At 74.3% G+C, this 26,878-nt stretch carries 25 protein-coding genes; 12 read left to right on the forward strand and 13 right to left on the reverse strand.

From position 1 onward, the window contains the following. Positions 1 to 20 precede the first annotated feature (20 nt). The gene (locus ACFWI8_RS09105; RefSeq protein WP_387087523.1) at positions 21 to 356 is read right to left on the reverse strand and encodes a winged helix-turn-helix transcriptional regulator; all 336 of its coding nucleotides are present in this window, start codon (positions 354 to 356) and stop codon (positions 21 to 23) included. A 62-nt stretch (positions 357 to 418) separates the two neighbouring features. Between ACFWI8_RS09105 and ACFWI8_RS09110 the strand changes: the two genes are divergently transcribed. After that, the gene (locus ACFWI8_RS09110; protein ID WP_387087525.1) at positions 419 to 1,063 is read left to right on the forward strand and encodes an NADPH-dependent F420 reductase; all 645 of its coding nucleotides are present in this window, start codon (positions 419 to 421) and stop codon (positions 1,061 to 1,063) included. Here the strand turns inward: ACFWI8_RS09110 and ACFWI8_RS09115 are convergent. Next, positions 1,002 to 1,949 carry an A/G-specific adenine glycosylase gene (locus ACFWI8_RS09115; RefSeq protein ID WP_387087527.1) on the reverse strand — a complete coding sequence of 316 codons (948 nt, stop codon included), beginning with the start codon at positions 1,947 to 1,949 and terminating at the stop codon, positions 1,002 to 1,004. The genes ACFWI8_RS09110 and ACFWI8_RS09115 overlap by 62 nt on opposite strands. Before the next feature lie 150 nt (positions 1,950 to 2,099). On the opposite strand from ACFWI8_RS09115, the gene ACFWI8_RS09120 reads away from it, so the two are divergent. Then, positions 2,100 to 2,882, forward strand: coding sequence for a hypothetical protein (locus ACFWI8_RS09120; protein ID WP_387087529.1), 783 nt, complete (start codon positions 2,100 to 2,102; stop codon positions 2,880 to 2,882). A 33-nt stretch (positions 2,883 to 2,915) separates the two neighbouring features. Here the strand turns inward: ACFWI8_RS09120 and disA are convergent, their stop codons facing one another. Continuing rightward, a complete protein-coding gene (gene disA / locus ACFWI8_RS09125; protein WP_311601735.1) occupies positions 2,916 to 4,040 on the reverse strand; it encodes a DNA integrity scanning diadenylate cyclase DisA in 1,125 nt (374 codons plus the stop codon). A 36-nt stretch (positions 4,041 to 4,076) separates the two neighbouring features. After that, positions 4,077 to 5,513 (reverse strand): DNA repair protein RadA, encoded by a 1,437-nt coding sequence (gene radA, locus ACFWI8_RS09130; protein WP_387087531.1) that lies wholly within the window; start codon positions 5,511 to 5,513, stop codon positions 4,077 to 4,079. 394 nt (positions 5,514 to 5,907) lie between these two features. Between radA and ACFWI8_RS09135 the strand changes: the two genes are divergently transcribed. Next, complete coding sequence (locus ACFWI8_RS09135) at positions 5,908 to 7,554, forward strand: hypothetical protein (protein ID WP_387087533.1); 1,647 nt, start codon at positions 5,908 to 5,910, stop codon at positions 7,552 to 7,554. Here the strand turns inward: ACFWI8_RS09135 and ACFWI8_RS09140 are convergent. Then, positions 7,497 to 8,213 (reverse strand): TetR family transcriptional regulator, encoded by a 717-nt coding sequence (locus tag ACFWI8_RS09140; RefSeq protein ID WP_387087535.1) that lies wholly within the window; start codon positions 8,211 to 8,213, stop codon positions 7,497 to 7,499. The two genes, ACFWI8_RS09135 and ACFWI8_RS09140, sit on opposite strands and share 58 nt — an antisense overlap. Then, positions 8,210 to 9,064: a sugar phosphate isomerase/epimerase family protein gene (locus ACFWI8_RS09145; protein WP_387087537.1), complete on the reverse strand. Its 855-nt coding sequence runs from the start codon at positions 9,062 to 9,064 to the stop codon at positions 8,210 to 8,212. Before ACFWI8_RS09145 ends, ACFWI8_RS09140 begins: the two co-directional genes overlap by 4 nt. Positions 9,065 to 9,139: 75 nt before the next feature. On the opposite strand from ACFWI8_RS09145, the gene ACFWI8_RS09150 reads away from it, so the two are divergent. Then, positions 9,140 to 9,898, forward strand: a complete 759-nt coding sequence (locus ACFWI8_RS09150; protein ID WP_387087539.1) for an ABC transporter ATP-binding protein — start codon at positions 9,140 to 9,142, stop codon at positions 9,896 to 9,898. An 8-nt stretch (positions 9,899 to 9,906) separates the two neighbouring features. Beyond that, entirely contained in the window at positions 9,907 to 10,644 is a 738-nt protein-coding gene (locus ACFWI8_RS09155; protein ID WP_387087575.1) for an ABC transporter permease, read from the forward strand. Between the two features lie 630 nt (positions 10,645 to 11,274). Here ACFWI8_RS09155 and ACFWI8_RS09160 read toward each other — a convergent pair. Then, positions 11,275 to 12,213, reverse strand: coding sequence for a Ppx/GppA family phosphatase (locus ACFWI8_RS09160; protein WP_387087541.1), 939 nt, complete (start codon positions 12,211 to 12,213; stop codon positions 11,275 to 11,277). 36 nt (positions 12,214 to 12,249) lie between these two features. Here ACFWI8_RS09160 and ACFWI8_RS09165 point away from each other — a divergent pair, with 36 nt between their 5' ends. After that, entirely contained in the window at positions 12,250 to 13,104 is an 855-nt protein-coding gene (locus ACFWI8_RS09165) for a hypothetical protein (RefSeq protein ID WP_387087543.1), read from the forward strand. Positions 13,105 to 13,255: 151 nt separating this feature from the next. Then, positions 13,256 to 15,097 (forward strand): dihydroxy-acid dehydratase, encoded by a 1,842-nt coding sequence (gene ilvD / locus ACFWI8_RS09170; protein ID WP_387087545.1) that lies wholly within the window; start codon positions 13,256 to 13,258, stop codon positions 15,095 to 15,097. A gap of 20 nt (positions 15,098 to 15,117) precedes the next feature. Here the strand turns inward: ilvD and ACFWI8_RS09175 are convergent, their stop codons facing one another. After that, positions 15,118 to 17,259: a protein kinase gene (locus ACFWI8_RS09175; RefSeq protein WP_387087547.1), complete on the reverse strand. Its 2,142-nt coding sequence runs from the start codon at positions 17,257 to 17,259 to the stop codon at positions 15,118 to 15,120. A gap of 153 nt (positions 17,260 to 17,412) precedes the next feature. On the opposite strand from ACFWI8_RS09175, the gene ACFWI8_RS09180 reads away from it, so the two are divergent. The 5 genes from ACFWI8_RS09180 to proC all read left to right on the forward strand — a co-directional run bounded on the left by ACFWI8_RS09180 (position 17,413) and on the right by proC (position 20,310). After that, positions 17,413 to 17,937 (forward strand): hypothetical protein, encoded by a 525-nt coding sequence (locus ACFWI8_RS09180; protein ID WP_387087549.1) that lies wholly within the window; start codon positions 17,413 to 17,415, stop codon positions 17,935 to 17,937. Positions 17,938 to 18,048: 111 nt separating this feature from the next. After that, on the forward strand, positions 18,049 to 18,408 hold the full coding sequence (locus ACFWI8_RS09185; RefSeq protein ID WP_387087551.1) for an ArsR/SmtB family transcription factor: 360 nt from the start codon (positions 18,049 to 18,051) through the stop codon (positions 18,406 to 18,408). After that, positions 18,405 to 18,692, forward strand: coding sequence for a hypothetical protein (locus tag ACFWI8_RS09190; protein ID WP_387087553.1), 288 nt, complete (start codon positions 18,405 to 18,407; stop codon positions 18,690 to 18,692). The genes ACFWI8_RS09185 and ACFWI8_RS09190 overlap by 4 nt, the downstream gene beginning before the upstream one ends. 17 nt (positions 18,693 to 18,709) lie before the next feature. Then, the gene (locus ACFWI8_RS09195; protein ID WP_387087555.1) at positions 18,710 to 19,489 is read left to right on the forward strand and encodes a class I SAM-dependent methyltransferase; all 780 of its coding nucleotides are present in this window, start codon (positions 18,710 to 18,712) and stop codon (positions 19,487 to 19,489) included. A 14-nt stretch (positions 19,490 to 19,503) separates the two neighbouring features. Beyond that, positions 19,504 to 20,310: a pyrroline-5-carboxylate reductase gene (proC, locus tag ACFWI8_RS09200; RefSeq protein WP_387087577.1), complete on the forward strand. Its 807-nt coding sequence runs from the start codon at positions 19,504 to 19,506 to the stop codon at positions 20,308 to 20,310. Positions 20,311 to 20,414: 104 nt separating this feature from the next. Here proC and ACFWI8_RS09205 read toward each other — a convergent pair whose 3' ends face one another. The 5 genes from ACFWI8_RS09205 to ACFWI8_RS09225 all read right to left on the reverse strand — a co-directional run bounded on the left by ACFWI8_RS09205 (position 20,415) and on the right by ACFWI8_RS09225 (position 26,473). Then, positions 20,415 to 22,970, reverse strand: coding sequence for an ABC transporter permease (locus ACFWI8_RS09205; RefSeq protein ID WP_387087557.1), 2,556 nt, complete (start codon positions 22,968 to 22,970; stop codon positions 20,415 to 20,417). Beyond that, positions 22,967 to 23,737, reverse strand: a complete 771-nt coding sequence (locus ACFWI8_RS09210) for an ABC transporter ATP-binding protein (protein WP_387087579.1) — start codon at positions 23,735 to 23,737, stop codon at positions 22,967 to 22,969. The genes ACFWI8_RS09205 and ACFWI8_RS09210 overlap by 4 nt, the downstream gene beginning before the upstream one ends. Before the next feature lie 130 nt (positions 23,738 to 23,867). After that, on the reverse strand, positions 23,868 to 24,866 hold the full coding sequence (locus ACFWI8_RS09215; RefSeq protein WP_387087559.1) for an ATP-binding cassette domain-containing protein: 999 nt from the start codon (positions 24,864 to 24,866) through the stop codon (positions 23,868 to 23,870). Position 24,867: 1 nt separating this feature from the next. Continuing rightward, positions 24,868 to 25,632: an ABC transporter permease gene (locus ACFWI8_RS09220; protein WP_387087581.1), complete on the reverse strand. Its 765-nt coding sequence runs from the start codon at positions 25,630 to 25,632 to the stop codon at positions 24,868 to 24,870. 31 nt (positions 25,633 to 25,663) lie between these two features. Further along, positions 25,664 to 26,473 carry an ABC transporter permease gene (locus ACFWI8_RS09225; protein WP_387087561.1) on the reverse strand — a complete coding sequence of 270 codons (810 nt, stop codon included), beginning with the start codon at positions 26,471 to 26,473 and terminating at the stop codon, positions 25,664 to 25,666. Positions 26,474 to 26,878 lie beyond the last annotated feature (405 nt).

Here is a 26,878-nt window from a genome sequence, read left to right on the forward strand (position 1 = left end):
GGGTCCCCCCGTGGCGAGTGTCAGTCGTGACGGTCCTGCGCCGCGAGGACGTCGTCGCCGTGGGTGTGTGCCCAGTCGCCCAACGCCTCGATGGCTGGCAGCAGCGTACGGCCCAGCGCCGTCAGTTCGTACTCCACGCGGGGCGGGGCCTCGCGGTAGCGGCGGTGGGTCACGAGGCCGTGGTGTTCGAGGCGGCGCAGGGTCTCGGTCAGGACCTTGGGGCTGATGCCGCCGACGCGGCGGCGCAGGTCGGCGGGGCGGGCGGGGCCGTGGCGCAGGGTCCAGAGCAGCACCGGGTTCCAGGTGTGGGCGAGCAGGTCGAAGGCCAGCCTGGCCTGGCAGTCCGCGATGAACACCGATCGGTACCTTTCGGGTTTCCTACCGTTCCCCCTGCCAGGAAAGCAGAGAGGGGCAAGGAATGCGGATCGGGATTCTGGGGGCCGGGAACATGGCCCGGGCGCTCGGCGGCCGGTGGGAGGAGGCCGGGCATGAGGTCAGGGAGAGCGGGCGCGGCGGGTTCAGGGAGGCGGCGGCGTTCGGGGAGGTGGTGTTGGTCGCGGTGCCGAGTCAGGTCGCGGAGGACGTGGTGCGGCAGGCGGGGGCGCTCGCAGGGCGGGTGGTGATCGACTGCAGCAACCCGCTCGTGCCCGGCAGCGTCGCGTTGGCCACGGCCGGCGGTCCTGCCATGGCCGAGCGGATCGCGGCGGCGGCGCCCGGGGCGCGGGTGGTGAAGGCGTTCAACCTGGCCAGCAGCGAGTTCTGGCGTGGGGCCCCGGGCCCCACGCCGTTCGCCGTGCCGGTCTGTGGGGACGATCCGGCGGCGGTGGAGACGGTGGGGCGGCTCGTCGCCGACCTGGGGTGCGTGCCCGTCCCGGGCGGTGGGCTCGACCGGGCGGGGCTGCTTGAGGCGACGGCGGCCTATCTGATCGGGCTGTGGTTCGCCGGGGTCGACGCCAGGACGGTGGTGCCGCCGCTGGCGCCGGACGAGGGGCGGCCGACGCTCAACGTGCGCCCGGGAGACGGTAGCGGCCGTCCGGAAGGCGCTCGGCCAGGCCGTCGCTGAGCAGTCCTGACAGGGCGCGGGCCCGCTGCTCCGGGTCGTGCCAGACGCGGTCGAGCACCGACTGCGGCACCGGCGCCACGGCCTCGCGCAGCACGGCGAGCAGCTTGCCGCGCACCTGGCGGTCTGTCCCGGCGTACGTCTGGCCGCGGCGGGCCGGGCCCTCGTGCGGTGGGGAGCCGGCGCGGCGCCAGGCGCAGAGGTCGGCGATCGGGCAACGCCCGCACTCCGGCGTGCGCGCCGTGCACAGCAGTGCGCCGAGCTCCATGGTGGCCGCCGCCCAACCGGCCGCGGTCGCCGGATCCTCGGGGAGCAGCATCCGGGCCAGCTTGCGCTCCGCCGCGGTGGTGGCGTTGGGCGGGAACTGGGTGCCCGTCACCGTGCGGGCGAACACCCGCCGCACGTTGGTGTCCAGCACCGCGTGTCGCTGCCCGTAGGCGAACGAGGCCACCGCGGCCGCCGTGTACTCGCCGACGCCGGGGAGCGCGAGCAGCTGGTGGTGGTCGGTCGGGACCTCGCCGCCGTGCCGTTCCGCTATGGCGGCGGCCGCGCTGTGCAGGCGCAGGGCCCGGCGCGGGTAGCCGAGGCGGCCCCAGGCGCGCACCGCCTCGCCGGGCGCCTCGGCGGCCAGGTCGGCGGGGCGCGGCCAGCGCCTGAGCCACTCCTCGTAGACCGGCAGGACGCGGTTGACCGGCGTCTGTTGGAGCATGAACTCGCTGACCATCACACCCCAGGCACCGGCCTCGGGCCGACGCCAGGGCAGGTCGCGGGCATGCTTGCCGAACCACTCGATGACGCGGGAGTGGAGGGCGGTGTGGTCGTCGGCTGTCGTCGGCGCGCCGGTGGCGGTGCTCGGGTCGGTGGCTGTGGTCGCAGTCGTCGCAGTCATGGCAAGGGCGATCCTGGCATGTCGCGGGCACGGCACAAAGCGGACCGCGCGCGCGTGTTGACCCGCGTAGTGCGAAGGGTGGGGCGCGAGAGAGTGACCGAAGTCTCGTAAGGTTTCCGCGTGGGATCTCTGCGTACTCCGGTCGGGCCGTTGCCCTCTGCCATCTACTGGCGTCGCAGGGCCGTGCTCCTGCTGCTGCTCGCGCTGGTGGCGCTGCTCGTGTTCTGGGCGCTGCGCGGCGGTGGCGGAGGTGGGGATGGGGGCTCGGACAACGCGGGCGACGACGGCAACGGCGGCCCTGCCGAGACCATCACGCCGGGGTCGCCGCAGCCCTCGGAGTCGCTGATCGACGAACGCCCCGGCGGGCGCGAGGAGTCCACGGCCGACGAGGAGGACGGTTCGGCGGGGGCCGGTGGCGGTGCCGGTGACGGTGAAGCGGACGGCGCCGGTGAGGACGCGGGCGCGGGCGGCGGTGGCCAGCAGACGGACGCGGGCGGCAGCGGCGGCGGCGCCGCGCTCGACCCGGCGGGGCTGCCGGCCTGCGGGCCGGGCGACGTGACGCTCTCGCTGCGCAGCGAGGCCAACGCGTACGGCCCCGAGGACGAGCCGGAGTTGCGGCTCACCGCGCAGAACGGCTCGGGCGCGGCCTGCGCGCTGGACTTCGGGCTCGACCGGCTGACGGTCACCCTCTCGGACGCCGAGGACGACCTGGTGTGGTCCTCGGCCCACTGCCCGGAGGGCGCGCGCTCCGTGCCGACCGCCGTGCCGGCGGGCGGCACCGCGAGCCACGCCATCAGCTGGGACCAGCGGCACTCGGACGCCGACGAGTGCGGCAGCCCCGGCCGGGCGGCGGATCCTGGCACCTATCTCGCGGAGGCCACGCTGGACGGCTACGAGGTGGTGCAGACGTCGTTCCTCCTGGAGGAGGACTGAGCGAGGAGGACTGACGGCCCGCCTGGCGGAGCGTCAGACGTACCGTTCGAGGATCGAGGACTCGGCGAGCCGGGAGAGGCCCTCGCGGACCGAGCGGGCGCGGGTCTCGCCGACGCCGTCCACCGCCTGGAGGTCGTCCACGCTGGCGGCGAGCAGCTTCTGCAGGCCGCCGAAGTGGTCGACGAGGCGGTCGATGACCAGTCCCGGCAGCCTCGGCACCTTGGCCAGCAGCCGGAAGCCGCGCGGCGAGACCGTGGTGTCCAGCGCCTCGGGGGACGCCCCGTAACCCAACGCGCGGGCGACCGTGGGCAGTTCGAGCAGCTCGACGTGGTCGAGCGCGTCCAGGTCGGCGAGCGCGGCCGCCACCCGGCGGGAGCGCTTGCCGGCGGCCTCCGGGATGTAGTCCCGGACGATCAGCTGCCGCTCCGGCTCGACGCCGGCGATCAGCTCGTCCAACTGGAGCGACAGAAGACGGCCGTCCGTGCCGAGTTCGACGACGTACTCGGCGATCTCGGCGGCGATCCTGCGCACCATCTCCAGCCGCTGTGCGACCGCCGCCACGTCCCGGACGGTCACCAGGTCCTCGATCTCCAGCGCCGAGAGCGTGCCGGTGACCTCGTCGAGCCGCAGCTTGTACCGCTCCAGGGTGGCCAGCGCCTGGTTGGCGCGGGACAGGATCGCGCCCGAGTCCTCCAGGACCCGCCGCTGGCCGTCCAGGTAGAGCGCGACCAGGCGCATCGACTGGCTGACCGAGACGACAGGGAAGCCCGTCTGGATGGAGACCCGCTGGGCGGTGCGGTGCCGGGTGCCGGTCTCCTCGGTGGGGATGCTGGGGTCGGGCACCAGCTGCACGCCGGCCCGCACGATCCGGGAGATGTCCCGGTCCACGATGACCGCGCCGTCCAGCTTGCACAGCTCGCGCAGCCGCGTCGCCGTGAACTCGACGTCCAGCACGAAGCCGCCCGTGCACAGCGACTCCACCGTGCGGTCGACGCCCAGGACGATCAGGCCGCCCGTGTTCCCCCGGAGGATGCGCTCCAGGCCGTCCCGCAGCTGGGTGCCGGGGGCCACGGCGCTCAGCGCGGCCCGGAGCAGGCCCTCACCTCCGGAGCCACCCCCGGCCCTGGCCGGACCCGCCGGCCGGTCGCTGGCTGCCATGCAATCCTCCGGGGGACGAGACGAATGCGCATGAGTCTACCGGCGCGCCTCCGCTCCCCGGCTGGGCTCGGCCGCCACCGCCTCGTCGCCGGGCTCGCGCGGCCGCCGGGGGCGGCGGGCGGGCAGCACCCGCAGCGCCTCCCCGATGTCCGCGACCTCGATCACCCGCATCCCCGGCGGCGCCTCGCCCGAGTCCGCCGGCACCAGCGCGTGCGTGAAGCCGAGCCGCGACGCCTCGGACAGCCGCCGCTGCACCCCGGTGACCCGCCGCACCTCGCCGGCGAGCCCCACCTCGCCCACCGCGACCAGGTTCTTCGGCAGCGGGGTGTCGCTGGCGGCGCTGGCCAGGGCCAGAGCGACGGCCAGGTCGGCGGCCGGCTCCGAGAGCCGCACCCCGCCCACGGTCGCCGTGTAGATGTCGTTCTTCCCCAGGGCCGCTATCTGGCCGCGCTGCTCGAGGACGGCGAGGATCATCGACACCCGTGAGGTCTCGAGACCCGAGGTGGTGCGCCGGGGCGAGGGGATCTGGGTGGCCACCGTGAGCGACTGCACCTCGGCGACCAGCGGCCGGCGGCCCTCCAGGGTGACCGTGAGGCAGGTGCCGGGCACCGGCTCGTCCCGCCGGGTGAGGAAGAGGCCCGAGGGGTCGGCGAGCGAGGTGATGCCCTCGTCGTGCAGCTCGAAGCAGCCCACCTCGTCCGTGGCCCCGTACCGGTTCTTCACGCCGCGCACCAGGCGCAGCCTGGCGTGCCGGTCGCCCTCGAAGTGGAGCACCACGTCCACCAGGTGCTCCAGCAGCCGGGGCCCGGCGATCGCGCCGTCCTTCGTGACGTGGCCCACCAGGATGGTGGCCATGCCGCGCTCCTTGGAGGCCCGGATCACCGCGCCGGCCACCTCGCGCACCTGGGCCATGCCGCCGGGCGCGCCGTCCAGCTCGGCGGAGGCGATGGTCTGCACCGAGTCGAGGACCAGCAGTGCCGGCTTCACCACGTCCAACTGGCCCAGCACGGACGCCAGGTCCGTCTCGGCGGCGAGATAGAGGTGGTCGTGGATGGCGCCGATCCGGTCGGCCCGCATCCGCACCTGGCCGGCCGACTCCTCGCCCGTGACGTAGAGCGTCGGCCGGTCGGCCGAGGCCGCCTTCGCCGCCACGTCGAGCAGCAGCGTGGACTTGCCGACGCCCGGCTCGCCGGCCAGCAGCACCACGGCGCCCGGCACCAGGCCGCCGCCGAGCACCCGGTCGAGCTCCGGCACGCCCGTGCCCCTGGCGGTCACCCGCTGCCCGTCCACCTGGCCGATCGGCAGCGCGGGCGAGGCCACCCTGGCCACCGGTGTGGTGCGCAGCGCCGGCGCCGCGCCGACCTCCTCCACCGTGCCCCAGGCGTGGCACTCGGGGCAGCGGCCCAGCCACTTGGCGGTGGACCAGCCGCACTCGGAGCACCGGTACGCGGGACGATCAGCTTTGCGAGGCATGCGCGGAACGTTACCGGCGGGCACTGACACATCGTCGTCGCCCCTGTCACCGTGAACTCACCCGTTAGGGGGAACCTCGCGCGGGTGGCGCGGCAGGCGACCGCCGGGCGCCTACGGTCGCTGGGTGATGACCCGACGTGCCGGCCTGTCGGCCCACCGTTCCGGCCTGCCGGCCTACCGGTTCGAAGGTGCGTCCCGCCGCGGGGCGCGCGACGGTGCCACGCGCGCCGACCCCGCGCAGCGGGGCGCGCCGTCGCGCGTGGACGCGCCGGACGCCCAGCCGGCGCAGCGGGGCGCGCCTCCGCGCGTCGAGCCGCCGCGCGGGGCGCCTGGCGAGCCTTGGCGTGCCGACCGTCAGCGTGTCGAGGCGTCGCATCACGTTGACGCTCAGCGCGTGGACCCCGGGCGCGGCGCTCCCTCGCGAGCCCTGCGCGCCGACCCGGCGCAACAAACCGACGGCCCCGCGGAGCGCGTCGGGCCCACGCGCGGCTCGGCGCATGCCGAGGCCTACGACGAGGCGTACCTGGACGGGCTCTTCACCTACTGCCTGTCGATCATGTGCGAGCACGACGCCGCGACCGCCGCCCTCGGCGAGGCGCTGGCGCTCGCCGAGCGCCAGCACGAGCGCGGTCGCCGGCCCGCCGCGCCCGAGCTCCAGCGCCCCTGGCTCTACGCGCTCGCCCGCTGGGTGTGCGTGCGCCGGCTCGCCGCCGACCGGGACGGTGGCACGGCGGGCCCGCGCGCCGTCGGCGACCACGAGGAGGCCAGGCACCGCCGCCGCGAGCTGGCCGCGCTCGCCTGGCCCGAGGCCGCCGGCACCACCCGGGAGCAGCGGGAGGCCCTGGAGCTCGCCGTCCGCCACCAGCTCTCGGTGCCCGAGGTCGCCCGCGTGCTACGGCTCACCGCCTCGGCGACGCACGCCCTGCTCACCACCGCCGCCTGCGAGGTCGAGCGCACCAGGGCCGCGCTGGCCGCCGTCGACGCGGCCGGCTGCCCGGCCGTCGCCGCGCTCTCCGGCGACGACCGGATGCTGCTGCTCGGCCCCGGGCTGCGCCGCGAGCTGGTGCTGCACGTCGACGAGTGCCCGTCCTGCCGGCTCGTGGCCCAGCGGGCCATGGCCGGCGTCGGCTGGCCCGGCACCTCGCCAGGCGGCGCCGGCCGGCTCACCGTGCTGGCCGCGCCGCTGACCGCGGTGCGCGCGGCCAGGCTGGCGATCCACCGGGCCCGCGCCCAGCACGCGCCCCGCTACGACAGGGCCGGCTTCCCGGTGGAGGAGAAGGACCGGGCGGCGCGCCGCGAGCGGCTGCGGGGCCGGGCCGTGACGACCACGGTGGTGGCCACCGTGCTGGCCGCGCCCGTGCTGGCGCTGTGGGCCGCGTACCGCTCGGCGCCGGTGATCGGCGAGGTGGGCGACGGCGAGGACACCGCGGCGACCGCCGAGGACGGCGCCGTCCCGGGAGCCGAGCCGGGGCCGGGTGGTGGCGGGCCGACGCCGGACGGGGGCGTGGCCGAGTGGGCGGGCCCGGGCGCCGACGACGCGCCTCCGGAGGCCGCCACCGACGACGCCCCGGCGCCCGGCCGGGAGCGGCCGGAGGGTGAGGCGGCCGGCGGCGCCGGCCGGGGGAGCGGCGAGCCCTCGTCCCCCGCCCCGCGCGGCACGCTGACGGTCGACGCGGTGCCCACCGACGTCGGCAGCCGGATCACCCTGACCGCCGGGGGCGAGGCGCCGGTGGACTGGTCCGCGGCCACCGACGCCGACTGGCTGGCGCTGAGCGAGACCGCCGGCACGCTGCGCCCCGGCGAGTCGGCCGTGATCGAGGTGACGGTGGACCGGGCGCGGGAGCCGGCCGGCCCGTGGCGCGGCCGGATCACGATCGAGCCGGCGGCGGCCGTGATCACCGTCGAGGGCGACGGGGTCACCGAGCCGCCCGCCACCGAACCGCCGCCCACCGAGCAGCCGTCCCCCGAGCCGCCGCCCGAGGATCAGGATCCGGAGTCGACCGAGCCCCCGGCAGACGAGGAGTCGGTGCCCGCGGCGTAGTCCGGTGCCCCGCCGCGGTCGGGGGACGGGCCGGTCAGGTGGTGTTGGACGGCCGGGGCCAGGCGGTCGATCAGCTCGCTCGCGTCGGCGCTGGCCAGCGGCTCGACGCGCAGGATGTACCGCAGCAGCATCGTGCCGACCAGCTGCGCGGCGGCCAGCTCCGCGCGCAGCCGGGCGTCCGGCGCGTCGCCGATGCGCTCGGTGATGCGGGTCACGAGTCGCGCGCCGAGGAAGCCGCGGAAGATGCCCGCGGCGGTGTCGTTGGTGATGGCGGAGCGGGCGATGGCGAGCAGCGGGGCCCGGGTGACCGGGTTCTCCCACACCCCGAGGAAGACGCCGGTGAACCACCGCCCGAACTCGTCGAGCGGGACGTCCGCGCTGTGCGCCAGGTTGTCGGTGGCGGGCGCGGCGGCCGCGGCGACGGCGGCGCCGAAGACCTGCTCCTTGGTGCCGAAGTAGTGGTGCACGAGGGCCTGGTTGACGCCGGCCACCCGGGCGATGCCACGGATCGAGGCCCGGTCGTAGCCGCGCTCGGCGAACTCTTCGCGGGCCGCCGCCAGGATCAGGTCCCTGGTGGCCGGGGAGCCGTCCGCCGCCTCGGTGCGCGGCGGCCGGCCCCGCCGGCGCCCGGTGGCCGGCGGGGTGGGGCCCGAACTCACCGCGTGGTCCCGGCGGAGGGGGTCGCGGGGGTCGGGTGGGGCACCGGCGTCGCGAGGTGGCGGCGGGTGAAGTCCAGCGTCTCGGCGAGGTCGGCCTCGCGCTCGGCCGCCGAGGTGGCCCGGCGCGTGTTGATCTCGGCCACCACGTGCCCCGCGTATCCGGACGCGGCGAGCCGCTGGAGCAGCATCGCGCACGGCTGGCCGCCGCGCCCCGGAACCAGGTGCTCGTCCTTGCCGGAGCCGGTGCCGTCCGCGATGTGCACGTGGCCCAGCCGATCGCCCATCCGCTCGGCCATGGCCAGCGCGTCGCTGCGGGAGGTGGCGGTGTGGGACAGGTCGAGCGTGAAGTGCGGGAAGTCCTCGTCGGTCGGGTCCCAGCCGGGGGCGTACGCGAGCATCTCACGGTCCCGGTAGCGCCACGGGTACATGTTTTCGACGGCGAACGTGACGTCCGTCTCGTTCCGCATCCGCCGCATCCCGGCCACGAAGTGGCGGGCGTAGCCGCGCTGCCAGCGGAACGGCGGGTGCACGACGACCGTGCCGGCGCCGAGCCGCTCGGCCGCCGCCCGCGCCCGATCGAGCTTGGTCCACGGGTCGGTCGTCCAGACCCGCTGGGTGACCAGCAGACAGGGCGCGTGGACGGCGAGGATCTCCACGCCGTGCTTGTCGGAGAGCCGGCGCAACGCGTCCAGGTCCTGGCTGACCGGGTCGGTCCACACCATGACCTCGACCCCGTCGTACCCGATCCGGCCCGCTATCTCGAAGGCGGCCGCGGTGTTCTCCGGATAGACGGAGGCGGTCGAGAGCCCCACCTTCGTCGCCGGTCTCTGGTCTGCCGCGCGATGTGCCACGGCGCCAAGCCTACGTGCCGGCGTCGGGGACGGGGCTTGACCCGAGGGCCGGTCGGCGCTTTTATTAAACGCGTGATGAATAAATCTCGGATGGGCGAGGCGGCCGTGCGGGCCCGCGACCTGCGCGTCACGCGCGGCCGCGCCCAGGTCCTCAAGGGACTCGACTTCACCGTCCTGCGCGGCTCGGTCACCGGCCTGCTCGGCCCCTCGGGCTGCGGCAAGACGACGCTGATGCGCGCCATGGCGGGCGTCCAGGCCCGGGTCACCGGCACCCTCGACGTCCTCGGCCAACCGGCCGGCAGCCCGCCGCTGCGGCACCTCATCGGCTATGTGACGCAGGCGCCGTCCGTCTACCCGGACCTCACCGTCCGGCAGAACCTGGAGTACTACGCGGCCGTGCTCGGCGTCCCGCGCGTCGACCTCGGCGCCCAGGTGGACGCCGCACTGGCCGACGTCGACCTCACGGCGCACGCCGGCGCGCTCACCGCCAACCTCTCCGGCGGCCAACGCTCCCGCGCCTCCCTCGCCGCCGCGCTGCTCGGCTCACCCGAACTGCTGATCCTCGACGAGCCGACCGTCGGCCTCGACCCGGTGCTGCGGCGCGACCTGTGGGCGCTCTTCCACCGGCTCGCCGGGCAGCGCGGGGCGACGCTGCTGATCTCCTCGCACGTGATGGACGAGGCCGACCGCTGCGAACGGCTGCTGCTGATGCGCGCCGGCCGCCTGCTCGCCGACGGCACCCCGGCCGAACTGCGCGACCGCACCGGCGCCGGAACCGTGGAGGACGCGTTCCTCCGGCTGGTGGACGCCGACGTCGCCGAGGAGCGCGTGTGAACACCGTCCTGAGCCCGACCAGGGTCCTCGCCACCGCCCGCCGCGTGCTGCGCCAGCTCGCGCACGACCCGCGCACCATCGCCCTGTTGCTGCTGGTGCCGGTGTTGCTGCTGGTGCTCCTCTACTACGTCTTCGACGCCGACCGCGGCTCGTTCGACTTCATCGGCAGCTCGCTGCTCGGCATCTTCCCGATGGTCACGATGTTCCTGGTCACCTCGATCGCCACGCTGCGGGAGCGCACCTCAGGCACGCTGGAACGCCTGATGACCATGCCGCTCGGCAAGGCCGAACTGGTCGCCGGCTACGCGCTCGCCTTCGGCGCCTTCGCCGTCCTCCAGGCCACGCTGGCCACCGGCGTCGCGCTCTGGCTGCTCGGCCTCGACATCGCGGGATCGCCCTGGCTGCTGCTGCTCGTCGCCCTGCTGAACGCGCTGCTCGGCACGGCGCTCGGCCTCTTCGTCTCGGCCTTCGCGGCCTCCGAGTTCCAGGCCGTGCAGTTCATGCCGGCGGTGATCTTCCCGCAGCTGCTGCTGTGCGGGCTCTTCGCCCCGCGCGACACGATGCAGCCGGTGCTGGAGGCGGTCTCCGCCGTCCTCCCCATGTCCTACTCGGTCGACGGCATGACGCAGGTCCTCCACCACGCGGACGTGACGGGCGACTTCGTGCGCGACGTGCTGATCGTCTCGGCCAGCGCCGTCGCCGTCCTGGCCCTGGGCGCGGCGACGCTGCGGCGTCGCACGGCGTAAGCGGATGCGACGTGGCCGTCGCGCCGGCTTGCGACGTGGCGCGGGCGGGCCCACACGGGGGTGGGGCCCGCCCGGCCTTGCGGGCCGGACCGTGTTCCGGTGCTCCGCACCGGCTGTGTCGACGGCCGTGGGCCGACCGCTGTGCGACGTGGCCGTCGCGCCGCCTCGCCCTGTGGGCTGGCGGGGCCCGCATGGGGTGCCGCCCGGCCGGCCCTGGGGGCCGGACCTCGCTCCGGTGCTCCGCACCGGCTGCGCGGACGGCCGTGTGTGGCCAGGAGCGTGCCCGGCTGCACCCGGCGCTACCTTGGCGGCGCACTGCCTCGGGGCGGGGCCCGTCCGGCCCTGCGGCGCGCCTTCGGCGCGGGTGTGCCCTGCGGGCCGGGGCCTGCCCGGCGGCAGCCGTCGGGCCGCGTGAGCGGCTCCGTCCGGCCCGGTGGGCTCGGACCGGCGGCGGCCCGGCCCGTCTTGGCGGCCGGTCGCGTCGTCTCACGGAGCCGCGGGCCTGTCCGGTGCTTCGGGGCAACTCCCCGGCCCGGAGGGCGGACTCGCGCCGAAGGCGCGCGCCGCAGGCCCACCGCCCCGGCCCGGAGGGCCGGAAACGGAGCCCCGCAACCGGGCCCGGCCGAAGGCTTAGCGCGCAGCGTCCCGCATGCGGTCGAGGCGGCGGAGGATGACGCCCTCGCGGAGCGCCCACGGGCAGATTTCGAGGGTCTCGACGCCGAACAGGTCCATCGCCGCCTCGGCGACCACCGCGCCGGCGAGGAGCTGGTGGGCGCGGCCCTCCGAGACGCCGGGGAGCTGTTGGCGGTCCCGGACCGGGAGTTCGGCCAGCTTCTGGCCCCACGTCCTGAGGTCGTCGCGGCTGAGGTCGCGGCGCACGTAGAGGCCCTCGGAGGTGCGGGCCGCGCCGGCGATCCTGGCCAGCTGCTTGAAGGTCTTGGACGTGGCCACCACCCGGTCGGCCGCGCCGAAGCGGGTGAAGTCGCCCACCACCCGCGCCACTTGGGACCGCACGTCGCGCCGCAGGCTCCGCACGTCGGCCGGTGAAGGCGGGTCGCCCGGCAGCCTGGCGGCCGTCAGCCGCCCCGCGCCCAACGGCAGGGAGACCGCCGCGTCCGGCTCCTCGTCGAGGCCCAACGCGATCTCCAACGAGCCGCCGCCGATGTCGAACATCAGCAGCCGCCCCGCCGACCAGCCCAGCCAGCGTCGCGCCGCCAGGAACGTCAGCCGCGCCTCGTCCGCGCCGGACAGCACCTGGAGCGTGACGCCCGTCTCGTCGGCGACCCGCGCCAGCACCGAGTCGGCGTTGCTCGCCTCCCGCACCGCCGAGGTCGCGAACGGCAGCAGGTCGGCGACGCCCTGGTCCTCGGCGACCTCGAGCGCCTCCCGGACGGTGGCGACCAGCCGGTCGACGCCGTCCTGGCCGATCGCGCCGCGCGCGTCCAGCAGTTCGGCGAGACGCAGCTCCGCCTTGTGGGAGTAGGCCGGGAGCGGCCGGGCACCGGGATGCGCGTCAACCACCAGGAGGTGAACCGTGTTGGAACCGACGTCGAGAACTCCGAGCCTCATGGGGGTCTACGCTACCGTCCCCCTTACCCTGACTGTGTGGCGAAGACGAAGAGGGCGAAGCCGGGCAGAACCGTCAAGAAGCTCGACGGTGCGCGGCGGCGCGCGGCTGGTGACGAGGTGGACCTCGATCACCCCAGGGCGTGGGTCGAGTTCCGCGACCCGGCCGACCCCGAGCAGGTGTTCCGATGCGACCTGACGTGGCTCACGTCGCGCTGGCAGTGCGTCTTCGGCAGGGGCTGCCAGGGGATAGAGGCCGGCAGGGCGTCGGACGGCTGCTGCACCCTCGGTGCGCACTTCTCCGACGAGGACGACGAGCGGCGGGTCGGCGAGCACATGGCGCGCCTGACCCCGGAGACCTGGCAGTACCACGCGGAGGGCACCTCGGCGGACGGCTGGGTCGAGAAGGACGAGGACGGCGAGCGGCGCACCCGGCGGATCGACGGCGCGTGCGTCTTCCTGAACCGGCCCGGGTTCCCGGGGGGAGAGGGGTGCGCGCTGCACACGCTGGCGCTGGGAGAGGGGCGCGAGCCGCTGGAGACCAAGCCGGACGTGTGCTGGCAGCTGCCGGTGCGGCGGACCTACGAGTGGGTGGACCGGCCGGACGGCGAGCAGGTGCTGTACGTCTCGATCGGTGAGTACGACCGGCGCGGCTGGGGCCCCGGCGGCCACGACCTGCACTGGTGGTGCACCGGGGCGCCGGCGGCGCACGGGGCGGCCGAGCCGCTGTACGTGACGTACCGGCCAGAGCTGACCGAGATGATGGGGAAGGAGGGGTACGAGGTGCTGGTCTCCCACTGCGAGACGCGGCTGGCGGCGCTGACCGCCGACCGGCGGCCCCTGCTGCCGCTCCTCGCCCCGCACCCGGCCGACCCCGCCCCGACACCGTCCTGACCTCGGGCTCCCCCCGCCCGCCGTGGTGCGCGTCTCGCGTCGCGGAATCCGTGTCCCAGAACGCGGGCGGGGGGCGTAACCTCGGTGGGAGTCGTATCGGCCCGGCAGGGCGGTCGTATCGCCCCGCAGGGGAAAGGCAGGAGATACAGAGATGGCGACACTGAGGTCCCGCACCGTCACCCACGGCCGTAACGCAGCGGGTGCCCGCTCCCTGCTCCAGGCCGCCGGCGTAGACCGAGCGGACTTCGGGAAGCCGATCATCGCCGTGGCCAACAGCTTCACCGAGTTCGTGCCCGGCCACACCCACCTCCAGCCCGTCGGCCGGATCGTCTCCGAGGCGATCACGGCGGCCGGCGGCATCCCCCGCGAGTTCAACACCATCGCCGTGGACGACGGCATCGCCATGGGCCACGGCGGCATGCTGTACTCGCTGCCGTCCCGGGACCTGATCGCCGACTCCGTCGAGTACATGGTCGAGGCGCACTGCGCGGACGCGCTGATCTGCATCTCCAACTGCGACAAGATCACCCCCGGCATGCTGATGGCCGCGATGCGGCTCAACATCCCGACGGTCTTCGTCTCCGGCGGCCCGATGGAGGCCGGCGTGACGACCCTGGTCGACGGCACGGTGCGCAAGCTGGACCTGGTCAACGCCATCGCCGACGCCGCGAACGACAGCGTCTCGGACGAGGACATCCGCCGCATCGAGGACAACGCCTGCCCGACCTGCGGCTCCTGTTCCGGCATGTTCACGGCCAACTCGATGAACTGCCTGGTCGAGGCCCTCGGCCTGGCCCTCCCGGGCAACGGCTCGGTCCTCGCCACCCACACCGCCCGCCGCGCGCTCTACGAGGACGCCGGCCGCACCGTCGTCGAGATCACCAGGCGCTTCTACGACGAGGACGACGCGACCGTGCTGCCCCGCGCGATCGGCTCGCGCGCCGCGTTCGAGAACGCGATGGCCCTCGACATCGCCATGGGCGGCTCCACCAACACCGTGCTGCACCTGCTGGCCGCCGCCCAGGAGGCCGGCCTCGGCTTCGGCCTCAAGGACATCGACGCGATCTCCCGCCGGCTGCCCTGCCTGTCCAAGGTGGCGCCCAACGGCAACTACTACATGGAGGACGTGCACCGGGCCGGCGGCATCCCGGCGATCCTGGGCGAGCTGTACCGGGGCGGCCTGCTCCGCGAGGACGTGCACACCGTGCACAGCCCCTCGCTCGCCGACTGGCTCAAGAGCTGGGACATCCGCGGCGGCTCCCCGTCCCCCGAGGCGGTCGAGCTGTTCCACGCCGCCCCCGGCGGCCGCCGCTCGGCCAGCGCCTTCTCGCAGTCCGAGCGCTGGGAGACCCTCGACACCGACGCCGAGAACGGCTGCATCAGGGACGTCGCGCACGCCTACTCCGCCGAGGGCGGCCTGGCCGTGCTCTACGGCAACCTCGCCGAGGACGGCAGCGTGGTGAAGACCGCGGGCGTCGACGAGTCGATCTGGACCTTCGAGGGCCCGGCCGTGGTGGTCGACTCCCAGGAGGACGCCGTCTCGGCCATCCTCACCAAGCGGGTCAAGGAGGGTGACGTGGTCGTCGTCCGCTACGAGGGCCCGCGCGGCGGCCCCGGCATGCAGGAGATGCTGCACCCCACCTCGTTCCTGAAGGGCCGGGGCCTGGGCAAGAAGTGCGCGCTGATCACCGACGGCCGGTTCTCCGGCGGCACCTCTGGCCTGTCCATCGGCCACTGCTCCCCGGAGGCCGCGGCCGGCGGCACCATCGCGCTGGTGCGGGACGGCGACCGGATCAGGATCGACATCCCGAACCGCGGCATCGAGCTGCTGGTCTCCGACGAGGAGCTGGCCGCCCGCCGCGCCGAGCTGAACGGCCGGTACGCGCCGGTCGGCCGTGACCGCAGGGTCTCGGTCGCGCTGCGCGCCTACGCCGCCATGGCCACCAGCGCCGACAAGGGCGCCGTGCGGGACGTCAGCAAGCTGGAGGGCTGAGGGCCGGGGGCCCCGAGCCCTCAGGCCAGGTCGTCGACGCGGGTGGCGTAGAGCGTGTTGCCGAGCGTCACCACGTAGGCCACCCCGTCGTCCGTGACCACCGGCGGCGGCGCCCAGGCGTCGCTGCCGGCGCCCGGCGTTCCCGGGTGCGGCTCGCCCACGGCCAGCGGCGCCCCGTCCGCGAGCGCCACCCGGTGCAGCCGGCCCTCGCCGTCCGAGAAGTACAGCGCGTCGCCGGCGACGGTGGGGGCCGAGGTGTTCTCCGCGTCCAGGTCGACCGACCACAGCGTCTCGCCCGCCGCCAGGTCGACGGCCGCGACGCCGCCGGCGGTGTCGGTGGCGTAGCCGACGCCGTCCGCCACCACCGTGCGCGGCTCGGCGGCCGCCTCCAGCACGGTGCGGGTCCAGGAGCCGTCCGCCAGGTCGAGCCTGAGCAGGGCGGCGACCACCGGCACGTCGGGGTCCCACTCCTCGAAGTAGGCCGCCTCCGCGTCGATGCCCACCGGCTCGATCAGCCCGGCCGACTCCGCCGGCTGCCCCACCGGCAGTGGCCACTGCTCGCGCCCCGTCCCGTCGAGCAGCGCCACCTGGAGGTCGGAGCCGTCGGACTCGGCGCGGCTGAGCGCCAGCACGTGCTCGGCCGAGGTCAGCACGTCCGTGAGGTAGCGGCCCGGCACCTCCCAGGAGCCCACCGGGTCCGGGGTGGCGAGGGCGTAGAAGCGCAGCGTGCTGTCGCCGTTCTGCACCACCAGGGTGTCGTCGGTGGTGCCCAGCGCGCCGGTCAGCTCGGGCGCGTCGATCTCCCACAGCGTCTCGCCCGCCCGGTCGAGGGCGACCACGCCCTTGTCGGACTGGGTGTAGACGACGCCGGCGGCCGTGACCGCGCGCGGCGCGACGGCGGAGTCGCGCGGCGGGTGGTGGCGCCAGAGCTCGGTGCCGTCCGGCGCGAACAGCACCGTGAGTTCGGAGCCCGCGGAGCACAGCAGGTCGGCGTCGACCGGGGCGCACGCCACCCCGCTCGTCGCCGCGTCCCGCACGCCGAGGTCCCGCCAGTCGAGCTCCCAGGGCGCGAACGGCTCGGCGGTCGGCCCGGTCGGCTCCGGCACGCTCCCGTCGTCCCGGTCGCGACCGGCCTCCGCGTCGCCAGGGCCGGTCGCCAGGAACACGCCGGCGCCGCCGGCCGCGAGCACCGCCAGGACCGCCGCGCCCACCGCGAGACGGCGCCGCGACCTGCGCCGCGAGCCGAGCGCCGTCGCGCCGCCCGGGGCCGCGCCCTCGTCGGCGGCGCGGTGCCCCTGCCAGTTCGTCGACTCACGCACCACCGCCGCCTGGGCCCGGGTGTCGGCGAACGACGCCATCCGCAGCAGCGAGGCCACCGCGGGCCGCCGCTCCGGGTCCTTGGCCAGGCAGAGCGAGACCAGGTCGCGCAGCGCCGGCGGCAGGTCGCCGAGCTCCGGCTCCTCGTGCACCACCCGGTAGGCCACCGCGAGCGGGTCGCCGCCCGGCAGCCCGCCCGCCTCGAACGGGCTGTGGCCGGTGGCCGCGAACGCCACCACCGCGCCGAGCGCGAACACGTCGGCCGCGGTCGTCACCTCGGCGCCGCCGGTCAGCTGCTCGGGCGCCATGAACGGTGGCGAGCCGAGCACCGCGCCGTCCTCGGTCAGCCGGTGACTGTCGCTCAGCGCCCGGCTGATTCCGAAGTCGATCACCCGCACCCCGTCCTCGGCCAGCAGCACGTTGCCCGGCTTCAGGTCGCGGTGCACCAGGCCGTGGCCGTGGATCTCGGTCAGCGCCTCGGCCAACTGGGCGCCCACCCGGGCCGCCTCGCGCGCCGGCAGCGGGCCCTCCCGGGCGACGCGGTCGGCCAGCGAGCCGCCCGGCACGTAGAGGGTGGCCAGCCACGGCGGGTCGCCCTCCGGATCGGCGTCCACCACGGGCGCGGTGAAGGCGCCGCTCACCCGCCTGGCCGCCGCCACCTCGCGCCGGAAACGGGCGCGGAAGCCGGCGTCCTCCGCGTACTCGCGGCGGATCACCTTGACCGCGAGCTGCCGGCCGGCGACCGTCCTGGCCAGGTAGACCACGCCCATCCCGCCGCTGCCGAGCCGCCGCTCCAGCACGTACTCGCCGAGCCGCTCCGGCGCCGCACCGTGGTTGTCACTCATGGCAGCTCCCCCGGTAGGCCCGCGATTGCCGGCAACAGCGTACTGGGACCCGGACCCGTCCTCCGGACCTTCGCGAGCTCGCGACGCCCCCCGGGCCGCGCTGCCGGGGACAGGCCCGGCGGCAGCCACCCGGCTGCGGCCATAATCGACCGCATGTCCACTTCTGCCCCCAAGCCCTCATCGTCCGTCACCGACCGCGAAGCCGACGCCCCGCTGCCGGAGCCGATCCGCTTCTACGGCACCCGCTGGGTCGACAGGTCACGCGGCTACGCGCCGCGCCGCGTGCTGCTCACCGCCGCCGCGGCCCTGCTGACGGTGGCCGGCGCGCTGGCGCTGTGGATCCTCTACGCCGGAGTCGCCGCCGGATCCCCCACCTGGCTGAGCTCGCTCGTGCTGCTGGCGCTGCTGCTGTGCACCGCGATCGCCTTCACCCGGGCCTGGGCCGGCTACACCAGGCCGCGCCGCGTCGACGCCGTCGACGAGTCGGCGTTCCGCAGCATCACGTTCGTCGGCTTCGTCGGCGTGCTGCTGGCCTACGCGCTGCGCTCGCTCGTCGAGGCGCCGGGCGAGGGGCTGCTGCGCGCCGACCACGAGGCGGCGCTGGAGCGGCACCGGCGGCTGACCGTCAAGCGCTCCGGCAACCCGGCCCGCCGCGGTCAGGGACGGCGCCGCCGCTGACCCCGAGACGCTCTCAGGGGTGGTCCTGACATGTGTCAGTTTTGATTGACAGGTGGTCGTCGCGCTGAGAGGCTGGGCGCCGCACAGCGGGAACGGCGAGAGGACCTCTCGATGAACGACCCGACGCCGGCCGGCGAGCGGCTGCTCAAGGTGCTGTCCGCCCTCGGCCACCCCCAGCGGATGCGGATCATCGCCGCGCTCACCGCCGAGCGGAACTACGTCAGCCGCCTGGCCCGCGAGATCGGCATGAGCCGCCCGCTGCTCCACATGCACCTGCAGCGGCTCGAGGCCGCCGGCCTCGTCACCGGCACCCTCGAACTGTCCGAGGACGGCAAGGCCATGCGGTACTTCGAGGTCGCCCCGTTCCTCTACGAACTGACCCCGCGGACCATCACCGACGCCGCCGAGTCCCTGCGACCGGAGGAGGAGCCGGAGTCGGCGAAGCGGAAAGAGGAAGAGGAAGCACAGTGAACGACTCACCGGTGACCCTGGCCGACGACCCGGCCGGCGTCTGGGCCGCGGGACTCGGCACGGCCGGGATCTTCGCGCTGATGATCGTCGTCGTCTGGCAGGTCGCCGCCAGCTGGCGCGCCCGCATGCTCGCCGGCCGCGAGGACGAGTACAAGCGGCTCGCCCGCAAGTACGCCGAACTGCTGGAGGACAACACCGAGATACTCCGCCGCTACACCGACGAACTGACCGAGACCCGCCGCTCGGTCGCGTCGATGGAGCGGATGATGCGCGAGCTCGACTGAACGGGAAACACCGGACCATGAGCACCCACCCCGGATTCGGCTCCCGCGAGTTCGCCACCTCCTTCAACAGCGTCGCCGCCGAGTACGCGACCGCCCGCCCCGACTACCCGGCCACCCTCTACGACGCGATCGAGGAGCTCGCCGACCGCCCGCTCGCTGGCGCCCGCGTCCTCGACGTCGGAGCCGGCACCGGCCTCGGCACCCGCCCCATGCTGCGGCGCGGCGCCACCGTCACCGCCGCCGAGCCGGGGCCCGGCATGGCAGGACAGCTCCGCGCCCGCCTCCCGGCCGTCCGCCTGGTGCGCGCCGACGGCAACGCGCTGCCGTTCACCGCCGGCGCGTTCGACCTGGTCACCTACGCCCAGGCGTTCCACTGGACCGACCCCACCCGGGCCGTCCCCGAGGCCCGCCGGGTGCTGCGCCCCGGCGGCGCGCTCGCCCTGTGGTGGAACGTGCCGGACCGGACCGTCCCCTGGCAGCGCGACCAGGAACGCCGGCTGCGCGCGCGTCTCACCGGCTACCACCGCGGCGACATCTCCGCCGAAGCGCCCGGCATCCTCGCCGACCTCGACCCGGCCCTCACCACCCACTACCGCGAGGTTGGCTGGAGCCGCGACCTGCCGCTCGCCGCGCACCTCGCCAACCTCGCCACCCACTCCTTCTTCGCCGTCCTCGGCCCGGAGGCCTCCAGGGCGGTGATCGACGACGAACGCGCACTCCTCGAACGGGAGTTCCCGGAAGGCGAGGTCACGGAGAGCTACACCGTCCGCCTGACGGTGGCCCGGGTGCGAGGATGAGCGGTATGAGCACCATCACCCACAAGATCGCGGTCCTGGGCGCCGGCAAGATCGGCGAGGCGCTCCTCGGCGGCCTGCTGCGGTCCGGCCGCCCGCCGGCCACCCTGCTGGCCACGGTCCGCCGCCCCGAGCGCGCCGCGGCGCTGCGCGAGCGCCACGGCATCGAGGTCGTCGACACCGCCGAGGCCGCCAAGACGGCCGACACCCTCATCCTGGCCGTCAAGCCGCAGGACATGGGCGCCCTGCTCGACGAACTGGCCCCGCACGCCACCGCCGACCGCCTCGTCATCTCCGCCGCCGCCGGCATCACCACGGCCTTCGTGGAGTCCCGGCTGAGCGAGGGCACGGCCGTGGTCCGCGTCATGCCCAACACCCCGGCCCTCGTCGACGAGGCCATGTCGGTGATCTCCGCCGGCCGCCACGCGACCGACGCCGACCTGGCGCACGCGGAGGAGATCTTCGGCGGCGTCGGCCGCACCATGCGGCTCCCCGAGTCCCAGCAGGACGCGGCGACCGCGCTCTCCGGCTCGGGCCCCGCCTACTTCTACTACCTCGTCGAGGCCATGACGGACGCCGGCATCCTGCTCGGCCTGCCGCGCGACAAGGCGCACGAGCTGATCGTCCAGGCCGCGATCGGCGCGTCGGTGATGCTGCGGGACAGCGGCGAACACCCGGTGACGCTGCGGGAGGCGGTGACGTCGCCCGGCGGCACGACGATCAGCGCGATCCGCGAGCTGGAGAACCACGGCGTACGGGCCGCGCTGATCGCGGCGATCGAGGCCGCCCGCGACCGCAGCCAAGCCCTGGCCGGGCCGGCCTGAGGGTCCCCGCTCCGCGGTGGCTGGCCTGACGGCTGGTTCTTCCCCCACCCACCCGCGGCGCGTGCCCGTCCTGCGGCCGGGCCGAGTAGGACGGCCACGTCCGGTTACGTCGCGATCGCCCGCAGCACCGGCAGGCGGCCCGCGCGGAACGCGGGGAGGAGCGCCGCGACGAGGCCCACCACCGCCGACGCGGCCAGGACGGTCAGGAGCGTCGGCCAGGGAATCTCCAGCACGTCGAAGCCCTCGAGCGCCAACACCCGCTGCGCCGTCACGCCCCAGGCCAGGCCGAGCCCGAGCCCGAGCACCGCGCCGAAGACCGCGATGACGACCGACTCCAGGCGGATCATCCGCCGCAGTTGCCGGCGCGAGAGGCCGATGGCCCGCATCAGGCCGATCTCCCTGGTGCGCTCCACCACCGACAGCGTCAGCGTGTTCACCACGCCCAGGATCGCCACCACGATGGCCAGCGCCAGCAGCCCGTAGACGATGTTCAGCAGCGCGCCGATCTCGTCCTCCAGCAGCTGCTTGTAGTCGGCCTGGTTGTTCACCTCGTACATCGGGAACTCCCGCAGGCTCTCCTGGAGCGCCGCGTACGCCGCGTCCTCCGCGCCGTCGTCCGCCGTGGCGAACAGCGTCGTGGTCGACGGCATCCGCTCAGCCGGCAGGTGGGCCCGTGCCGTGTCGAGCGCCAGGTACATCGCGCCCTGGTCGAGCACCGTGTCCTCCGAGGTGACCGCGCCCAGCGTCAACGGCACCGTCTCGCCGCCCACGAACCGCGCCGTCAGCTCGTCGCCCACGGCGAGACCGTGCTCCGTCGCGAACGACTCCGGCACCGACAGGTGGTCCGGCTCGTACGCCGCCGCCAGCTCGCCCGACAGCGTCTCGGTCCGCAGGTCGTCCGCGTACGTCGGGTCGGCCGCCACCAGCTCCTGAGCCGAGCTCGCCCCGTCCGCCGTCGTCAACTCCACGCTCACCATCGTCAGCTCGGTCACGTGCGCGAGCCCGGGCGTCTCCCGGACCGCCCGCACCGCGTCCGGCGTGAACGCCTGTGACGAGGACGAGTCGACGATGAAGTCCGCGCCCACCGACCGGTCGAGCTGGTCGGAGGCCGAGGCCACCACGGAGGAGCCGACCACCCCCAGACCGCCCACCAGCGCCAGACCGATCATCAGCGCGCCCGCCGTGGCACCGGTGCGCCGCGGGTTGCGCAGCGCGTTGCGCCCGGCCATCCGGCCGACCGGGCCGAAGGCCCGCAGCACCACCGCGCTCACCGCCCGCACCACCACGCTCGCCAGCAACGGCGCCACCACCACCGCGCCCACCAGCGTCGCCACCAGCCCGAGCCCAAGCAGCGCGGAGCCCCCGGACGCCTCGTCCGCGCCGGCCGCCGCGACCAGCGCCGCCGCGCCCGCCCCGCTCACCAGCAGCCCGAGCGCCGCCCGCACCCGGCCGGCCCGCGCGTCGCCCGGCGTGCCGGCCTCCCGCAGCGCCGCCATCGGCGACACCCGCCCGGCCCGCCGCGCCGGCAGCCACGCGGCGACCAGCGTCGTCACCACGCCCACCGCGAGCCCCGCCACCGGCACCGCGGCCGTCACCGTGAGCCGCGAGGTGTCCATGGTGACGCCCGCCGCGTCCATCAAGGCCATCAGGCCGACCGCCAGGCCGATCCCCGCCCCGATCCCCAGCACCGAGCCGACCACGCCGAGCAGCAGCGCCTCGGTCAGCACCGAGCGGTTGACCTGGCGGCGGCTGGAGCCGATGGCCCGCATCAGGCCGATCTCGCGGGTGCGCTGGGCGACCAGCATGGAGAAGGTGTTGACGATCAGGAAGATCCCGACCAGCACCGCGATCCCCGCGAAGCCCAGCATCGCGTACCGCACCACGCCGAGAAAGCCGACCTCGTCGCGCAGCGCCTGCTCGCCCTCGGCCCGCGTCTCCACGTCGAAGCCGTCCCCGAGCGCCGCCACGATCCGCTCCCGCAGCTCGTCGTCCGAGACGCCGTCCGCGGCCACCACCTCGACCGTGCTGATCTCGTCCGTCGCGCCGAGCAGCCGCTCGGCCGCCGCCGCCGGGTCGAGCAGCACGAACGCCGCGCCCGGGTTGGTGTCCCGGAACGACGCGAGACCCGTCACCTCGACCGTCACCCGGCCGGGCACCGCGACGATGTCCAACCGGTCGCCGATCGCCACGCCCTGCCGCTCCGCGGTGTCCGCGTCGAGCAGCGCCTCCCCGGGGCCCGACGGCGCCCGGCCCTCGGCCAGGTCCATGGAACGCTGGATCGCCGGCCCCCAGTCGGCGCCGAACGTCGGGCCGCCCGACCCGTCGATCTGCTCGCCCCCGGCGTCCACCAGCGTCAGGTGTTCCGTCATCACCTGGCCGTCGGCCGCCGCCACCCCGTCGACCGCCCGCACCCGGTCGGCCACGTCCGCCGCGATGGTGTCCGGGCGGCCCGTCTCCTGCGCGTGCTCCTCCGCCACCGGCCCCACCCGGACGTCCGAGGTCAGCGATCCGAAGAAGCGGTCGAACGTCGAGTTCAGCGTCCCGGTGAACACCAGCGTGCCGCAGACGAACGCCACCGACAGCACGATCGCCATCCCGGACAGGACCATTCGGCCCTTGTGCGCGAAGAAACTCCGCAGCGAGATCCGCAGGACGGTCACGACACCCTCCCGCGCGCGTCGAAGCGCCGCATGCGGTCCAGCACCAGCTCGGCGGTGGGCTCGGCCATGTCGTCCACCACGCGCCCGTCCGCCAGGTACAGCACCCGGTCCGCGTACCCCGCCGCCACGGGGTCGTGGGTGACCATGACGATGGTCTGGCCGAGGTCATCGACGGAGCGGCGCAGGAAGCCGAGGACTTCGGCGCCGGCGCGGGAGTCGAGGTTGCCGGTGGGTTCGTCGCCGAAGATGATCTCGGGTCGGGCGGCGAGGGCGCGGGCCACGGCGACACGCTGCTGCTGCCCACCGGAGAGCTGGTTGGGACGGTGCTTGAGACGGTCGGCCAGGCCGACGGTGGACACGACCCGGTCCAGCCAGTCCTTGTCGGGCCTGCGCCCGGCTATGTCCATCGGCAGCGTGATGTTCTCGATCGCGTTCAGCGTCGGCAGCAGGTTGAACGCCTGGAAGATGAAGCCGATATGGTCCCGCCGCAGCTTCGTCAGCTTCTTGTCCTTCAGACCCGTGATCTCCGTCGACCCGATCCAGATCCGCCCACCGGTCACCGTGTCCAGACCCGCCAGACAGTGCATCAACGTCGACTTACCGGAACCCGAAGGCCCCATGATCGCGGTGAACTCACCCCGCCGGACGTCGATGGTGACGCGGTCGAGCGCCACCACCCGCGTCTCCCCGGCGCCGTACGCCTTGACGACACCCTCGGCCCGCGCGGCCACGGCGCCGCGGGCCGCGACGCGCCCCGCGGAAGGAATCGGTACAGCCGTTGCCACGGTCGGTCTCCTCTGCTGGAACAACTCGCACTGCTCTGTCGGGTACGCAGAAACAGTGCCGTTCAGCAGGGCACCGGCACGATGGTGCACACGTCCGTATCCGGGGTGGGGACTACCCCACCCTCTCCGCTCCCGTTGACCCCAGCGCGTACATCCGCGCGATCACGTCCTCGATGTCCGGCTCCCGCACCGACAGGTCGACCAGCGGATACCCGGCCGCCACCGCCGACACCAGCGGCGCCGCACTCGCCGACGCCGGGAACGCCAGCCACTGCCGCGGCCCCTCCACCCGCACCGTCCGCGCCCCCGCCACCTCGATCGGCGGCAGCTCACGCTCCAGGTCCACTACCAGCGTCCGCTCGCTCTCACCCACCTCGTGCAGGCCCGCGAGCGCCCCGTCGTACATCAGCCGACCGTGGTCGATCACCATCACCCGCGAACACAGCTGCTCGATGTCGGTCAGGTCGTGGGTGGTCAGCAACACCGTCGTCCGCCGCTCCACGTTCAGATCCCGCAGGAACGTCCGCACCTTCGCCTTGCTGATCACGTCGAGCCCGATCGTCGGCTCGTCCAGGTACAGCACCTCGGGGTCGTGCAGCAGCGCCGCCGCGATGTCCCCCCGCATCCGCTGCCCGAGCGACAACTGCCGCACCGGAACGTCCAACAACGCCCCCAGGTCCAGCAGCTCGACGCACCGCTCCAGGTTCGCCCTGAACCGCGCCTCGGGCACCCGGTACATCCGCCGCACCAACGCGTACGAGTCACGCAGCGGCAGATCCCACCACAGTGTCGTCCGCTGCCCGAACACCACCCCGATCCGCCGCGCCAGACGCGTCCGCTCCCGCGACGGATCGATCCCCGCCACCCGCAGCCGGCCCCCGCTCGGCGTCAGGATCCCCGTCAACATCTTGATCGTGGTCGACTTCCCGGCCCCGTTCGGCCCGATGTAGCCCACCATCTCGCCCCGCGCCACCCGGAACGAGATCCCGTCGACCGCGCGCACCTCCTCCCGCGTCCTGCGCAGCCGCCCCACCCGCCGCCGCACCTGGAACACCTTCTCCACACCGTCGAGTTCGACCAGCACGTCATCCGGCCCGGCCATCTCGGTCATCTCAGCTCCCCGTACTCCGATAGCTCCGCACGCCCGCGCGCCACGCCACCGCCGCGACCCCGCACAGCACCGCCGCCACCACCGGCGAGAGGAAGTCCACCCAGCCCGGCAGCCCCAACGGATCCTCCCGCCCCAACAACCGCAACGCCGGCAGCCAGTTGACGAACGCCAGCGGCACCACGAACGTCACCCCCTGCACCAGCTCCCGCCCGAAGATCGTCGGCGGGTACTGCAACAGCGCGTTCCCCCCGTACGTGAACGCCGCCTGCACCTCCGACGCGTCCTGTGCCCAGAACTGGAACACCCCGCCCAGCGTGAACAGCGCCCCGAAGATCACCGCACCACAGACCACCATCATCACCAGCAGCAGCACCCGCCCCGGCGACCAGTCGAGTTCGAGCGACGCCAACGCCCACACCAGCACCCCGCCGCCCTGCAACGCCCGCCCGAGCCGCCGCAGCGCGAACCGGTCGGCCGCCACCTGCAGGAAGAGCGGCACCGGACGCACCAGCATCGCGTCCAGCGACCCGTCCCTGATCCGCGACCCGAGCCGCTCCATCGGCCCCATCACCAGCTGCGCCAACGACAGCGACAGGCTCGACGTCCCGTAGAGCAGGCCCACCTCGCCCACCGTGAAGCCACCGAGGGCGTCCACATGGGCGAACATGATCAGCACGGCGACGAAGTCCAGCAGCGAGATGCCCGCGCTGCCCAACGTCACCAGCACGAACGACGTGCGGTACGTCATCGTCGACCGCACCCACATCGCCACGATCAGCCCGTAGGCCCGCAACGCGTCAACCACCCTGCGCCACCACCCTGCGCGTCGCCGCCGCCTGCAACGCCCGCCCCAGCAGCAGCAACACCAGCGCCCAGGCCGCCGAGAACGCGAAGGCCCCGACGACCCCGACGCCGGCGTGCCGGCCGAGCAGCACGTCCGCCGGCACCTGGAGCATCGCCGCCCACGGCAGCCACCGCACCACCTCGCCGAACGCGCCGGGGAAGACGGTCAACGGCAGCAGCATCCCGGAGAAGAAGATGGAGCTGATGGTGGAGACCATGTTGATGCCGGAGCCGTCGAGCAGCCAGAACGCCGCGAGCGCCGCCAGATAGCGCAGGGCGAAGCTGACGGTGATCCCGAGCACCACGGCCACCAGGAACCACAGCCACGTCAGCGGGTTCGCCGGCAGCGCGAGATCGAAGGCCAGCGCCCCCGCGACCATCGGCCCGATCCCGCGCCCCAGCAGCTGGAACGCGCCCCGGCCCAGGTCCGAGGCCAGCCACCACAGTTGGAGATCCGCGGGGCGGTAGAGGTCGATCGCGATGTCCCCGGTGCGGATCCGCTCCTGCAACTCCTCGTGGAACCCGCCGCCCAGCAGGGCCACCGCCCCGATCAGCCCCTGCCCCACCCAGACGAACGTCAGCGCCTGCGCCTGGTCGTAGCCGCCGAGGCCCGGCCGTTCGTCCCAGAGCGCGACGAAGGTGTAGGCGAGGATGAAGCCGAAGACCGTGTTGGTGAAGACGCCGGCGGCGGTCGCCGCCCGGTACGTCGCGTAGCGCTTGAAGCTGCTGATGGAAACCGCCCGGTACAGCCCGGACGTGCCCATGGTGTGCCCCCTCCCACCTCTCTCCTACCGAGCCGCGTGAGCCTAGCCAGCCGCCGCCTCCCCGAGCCACCGAAATATCCAGGCCACCGCCCTGCCTTGGGCGTTGGCGGGGCGAGCGGTCTCAACTTGACACCGCTGAGGCCGGTCCGTAAGGTCCTTCGAGCTGTCCCGGAAAGGGAACTCCGACAAGGAAGTTCCGACCGGGAGAAGCAATCGCTCCCAGCGAAGCCCGAGTTCGAGAAAATCGGACGCGAAACACGTGGTAGAGTTGGGAACACCGAAGGGAAGCCCGGAGGGGCCCGAAAGGGAACCGAAGGTAGCGTCCGTTCCTTGAGAACTCAACAGTGTGCCAAGAAGTCAATGCCAGATTTTTTGATTGATCAATGCGAGAATCAAATTGTTCTC

It is taken from the genome of Streptomyces sp. NPDC127098, from assembly GCF_042722465.1.
In the GTDB taxonomy this organism is placed as follows: Bacteria; Actinomycetota; Actinomycetes; order Streptomycetales; family Streptomycetaceae; genus Streptomyces; species Streptomyces millisiae.

Bases quoted from the DNA above. Each gene is read 5' to 3' on its own strand.
- ACFWI8_RS09225 (WP_387087561.1), bottom strand. From the start codon at position 26,473: ATGGGCACGTCCGGGCTGTACCGGGCGGTTTCCATCAGCAGCTTCAAG.
- ACFWI8_RS09215 (WP_387087559.1), bottom strand. From the start codon at position 24,866: ATGACCGAGATGGCCGGGCCGGATGACGTGCTGGTCGAACTCGACGGT.
- radA (WP_387087531.1), bottom strand. From the start codon at position 5,513: ATGCCTCGCAAAGCTGATCGTCCCGCGTACCGGTGCTCCGAGTGCGGC.
- ACFWI8_RS09220 (WP_387087581.1), bottom strand. From the start codon at position 25,632: ATGTGGGTGCGGTCGACGATGACGTACCGCACGTCGTTCGTGCTGGTG.
- ACFWI8_RS09110 (WP_387087525.1), top strand. From the start codon at position 419: ATGCGGATCGGGATTCTGGGGGCCGGGAACATGGCCCGGGCGCTCGGC.
- ACFWI8_RS09160 (WP_387087541.1), bottom strand. From the start codon at position 12,213: ATGAGGCTCGGAGTTCTCGACGTCGGTTCCAACACGGTTCACCTCCTG.
- ACFWI8_RS09150 (WP_387087539.1), top strand. From the start codon at position 9,140: ATGAATAAATCTCGGATGGGCGAGGCGGCCGTGCGGGCCCGCGACCTG.
- ACFWI8_RS09175 (WP_387087547.1), bottom strand. From the start codon at position 17,259: ATGAGTGACAACCACGGTGCGGCGCCGGAGCGGCTCGGCGAGTACGTG.
- ACFWI8_RS09195 (WP_387087555.1), top strand. From the start codon at position 18,710: ATGAGCACCCACCCCGGATTCGGCTCCCGCGAGTTCGCCACCTCCTTC.
- ACFWI8_RS09185 (WP_387087551.1), top strand. From the start codon at position 18,049: ATGAACGACCCGACGCCGGCCGGCGAGCGGCTGCTCAAGGTGCTGTCC.
- ilvD (WP_387087545.1), top strand. From the start codon at position 13,256: ATGGCGACACTGAGGTCCCGCACCGTCACCCACGGCCGTAACGCAGCG.
- ACFWI8_RS09115 (WP_387087527.1), bottom strand. From the start codon at position 1,949: ATGACTGCGACGACTGCGACCACAGCCACCGACCCGAGCACCGCCACC.
- disA (WP_311601735.1), bottom strand. From the start codon at position 4,040: ATGGCAGCCAGCGACCGGCCGGCGGGTCCGGCCAGGGCCGGGGGTGGC.
- ACFWI8_RS09180 (WP_387087549.1), top strand. From the start codon at position 17,413: ATGTCCACTTCTGCCCCCAAGCCCTCATCGTCCGTCACCGACCGCGAA.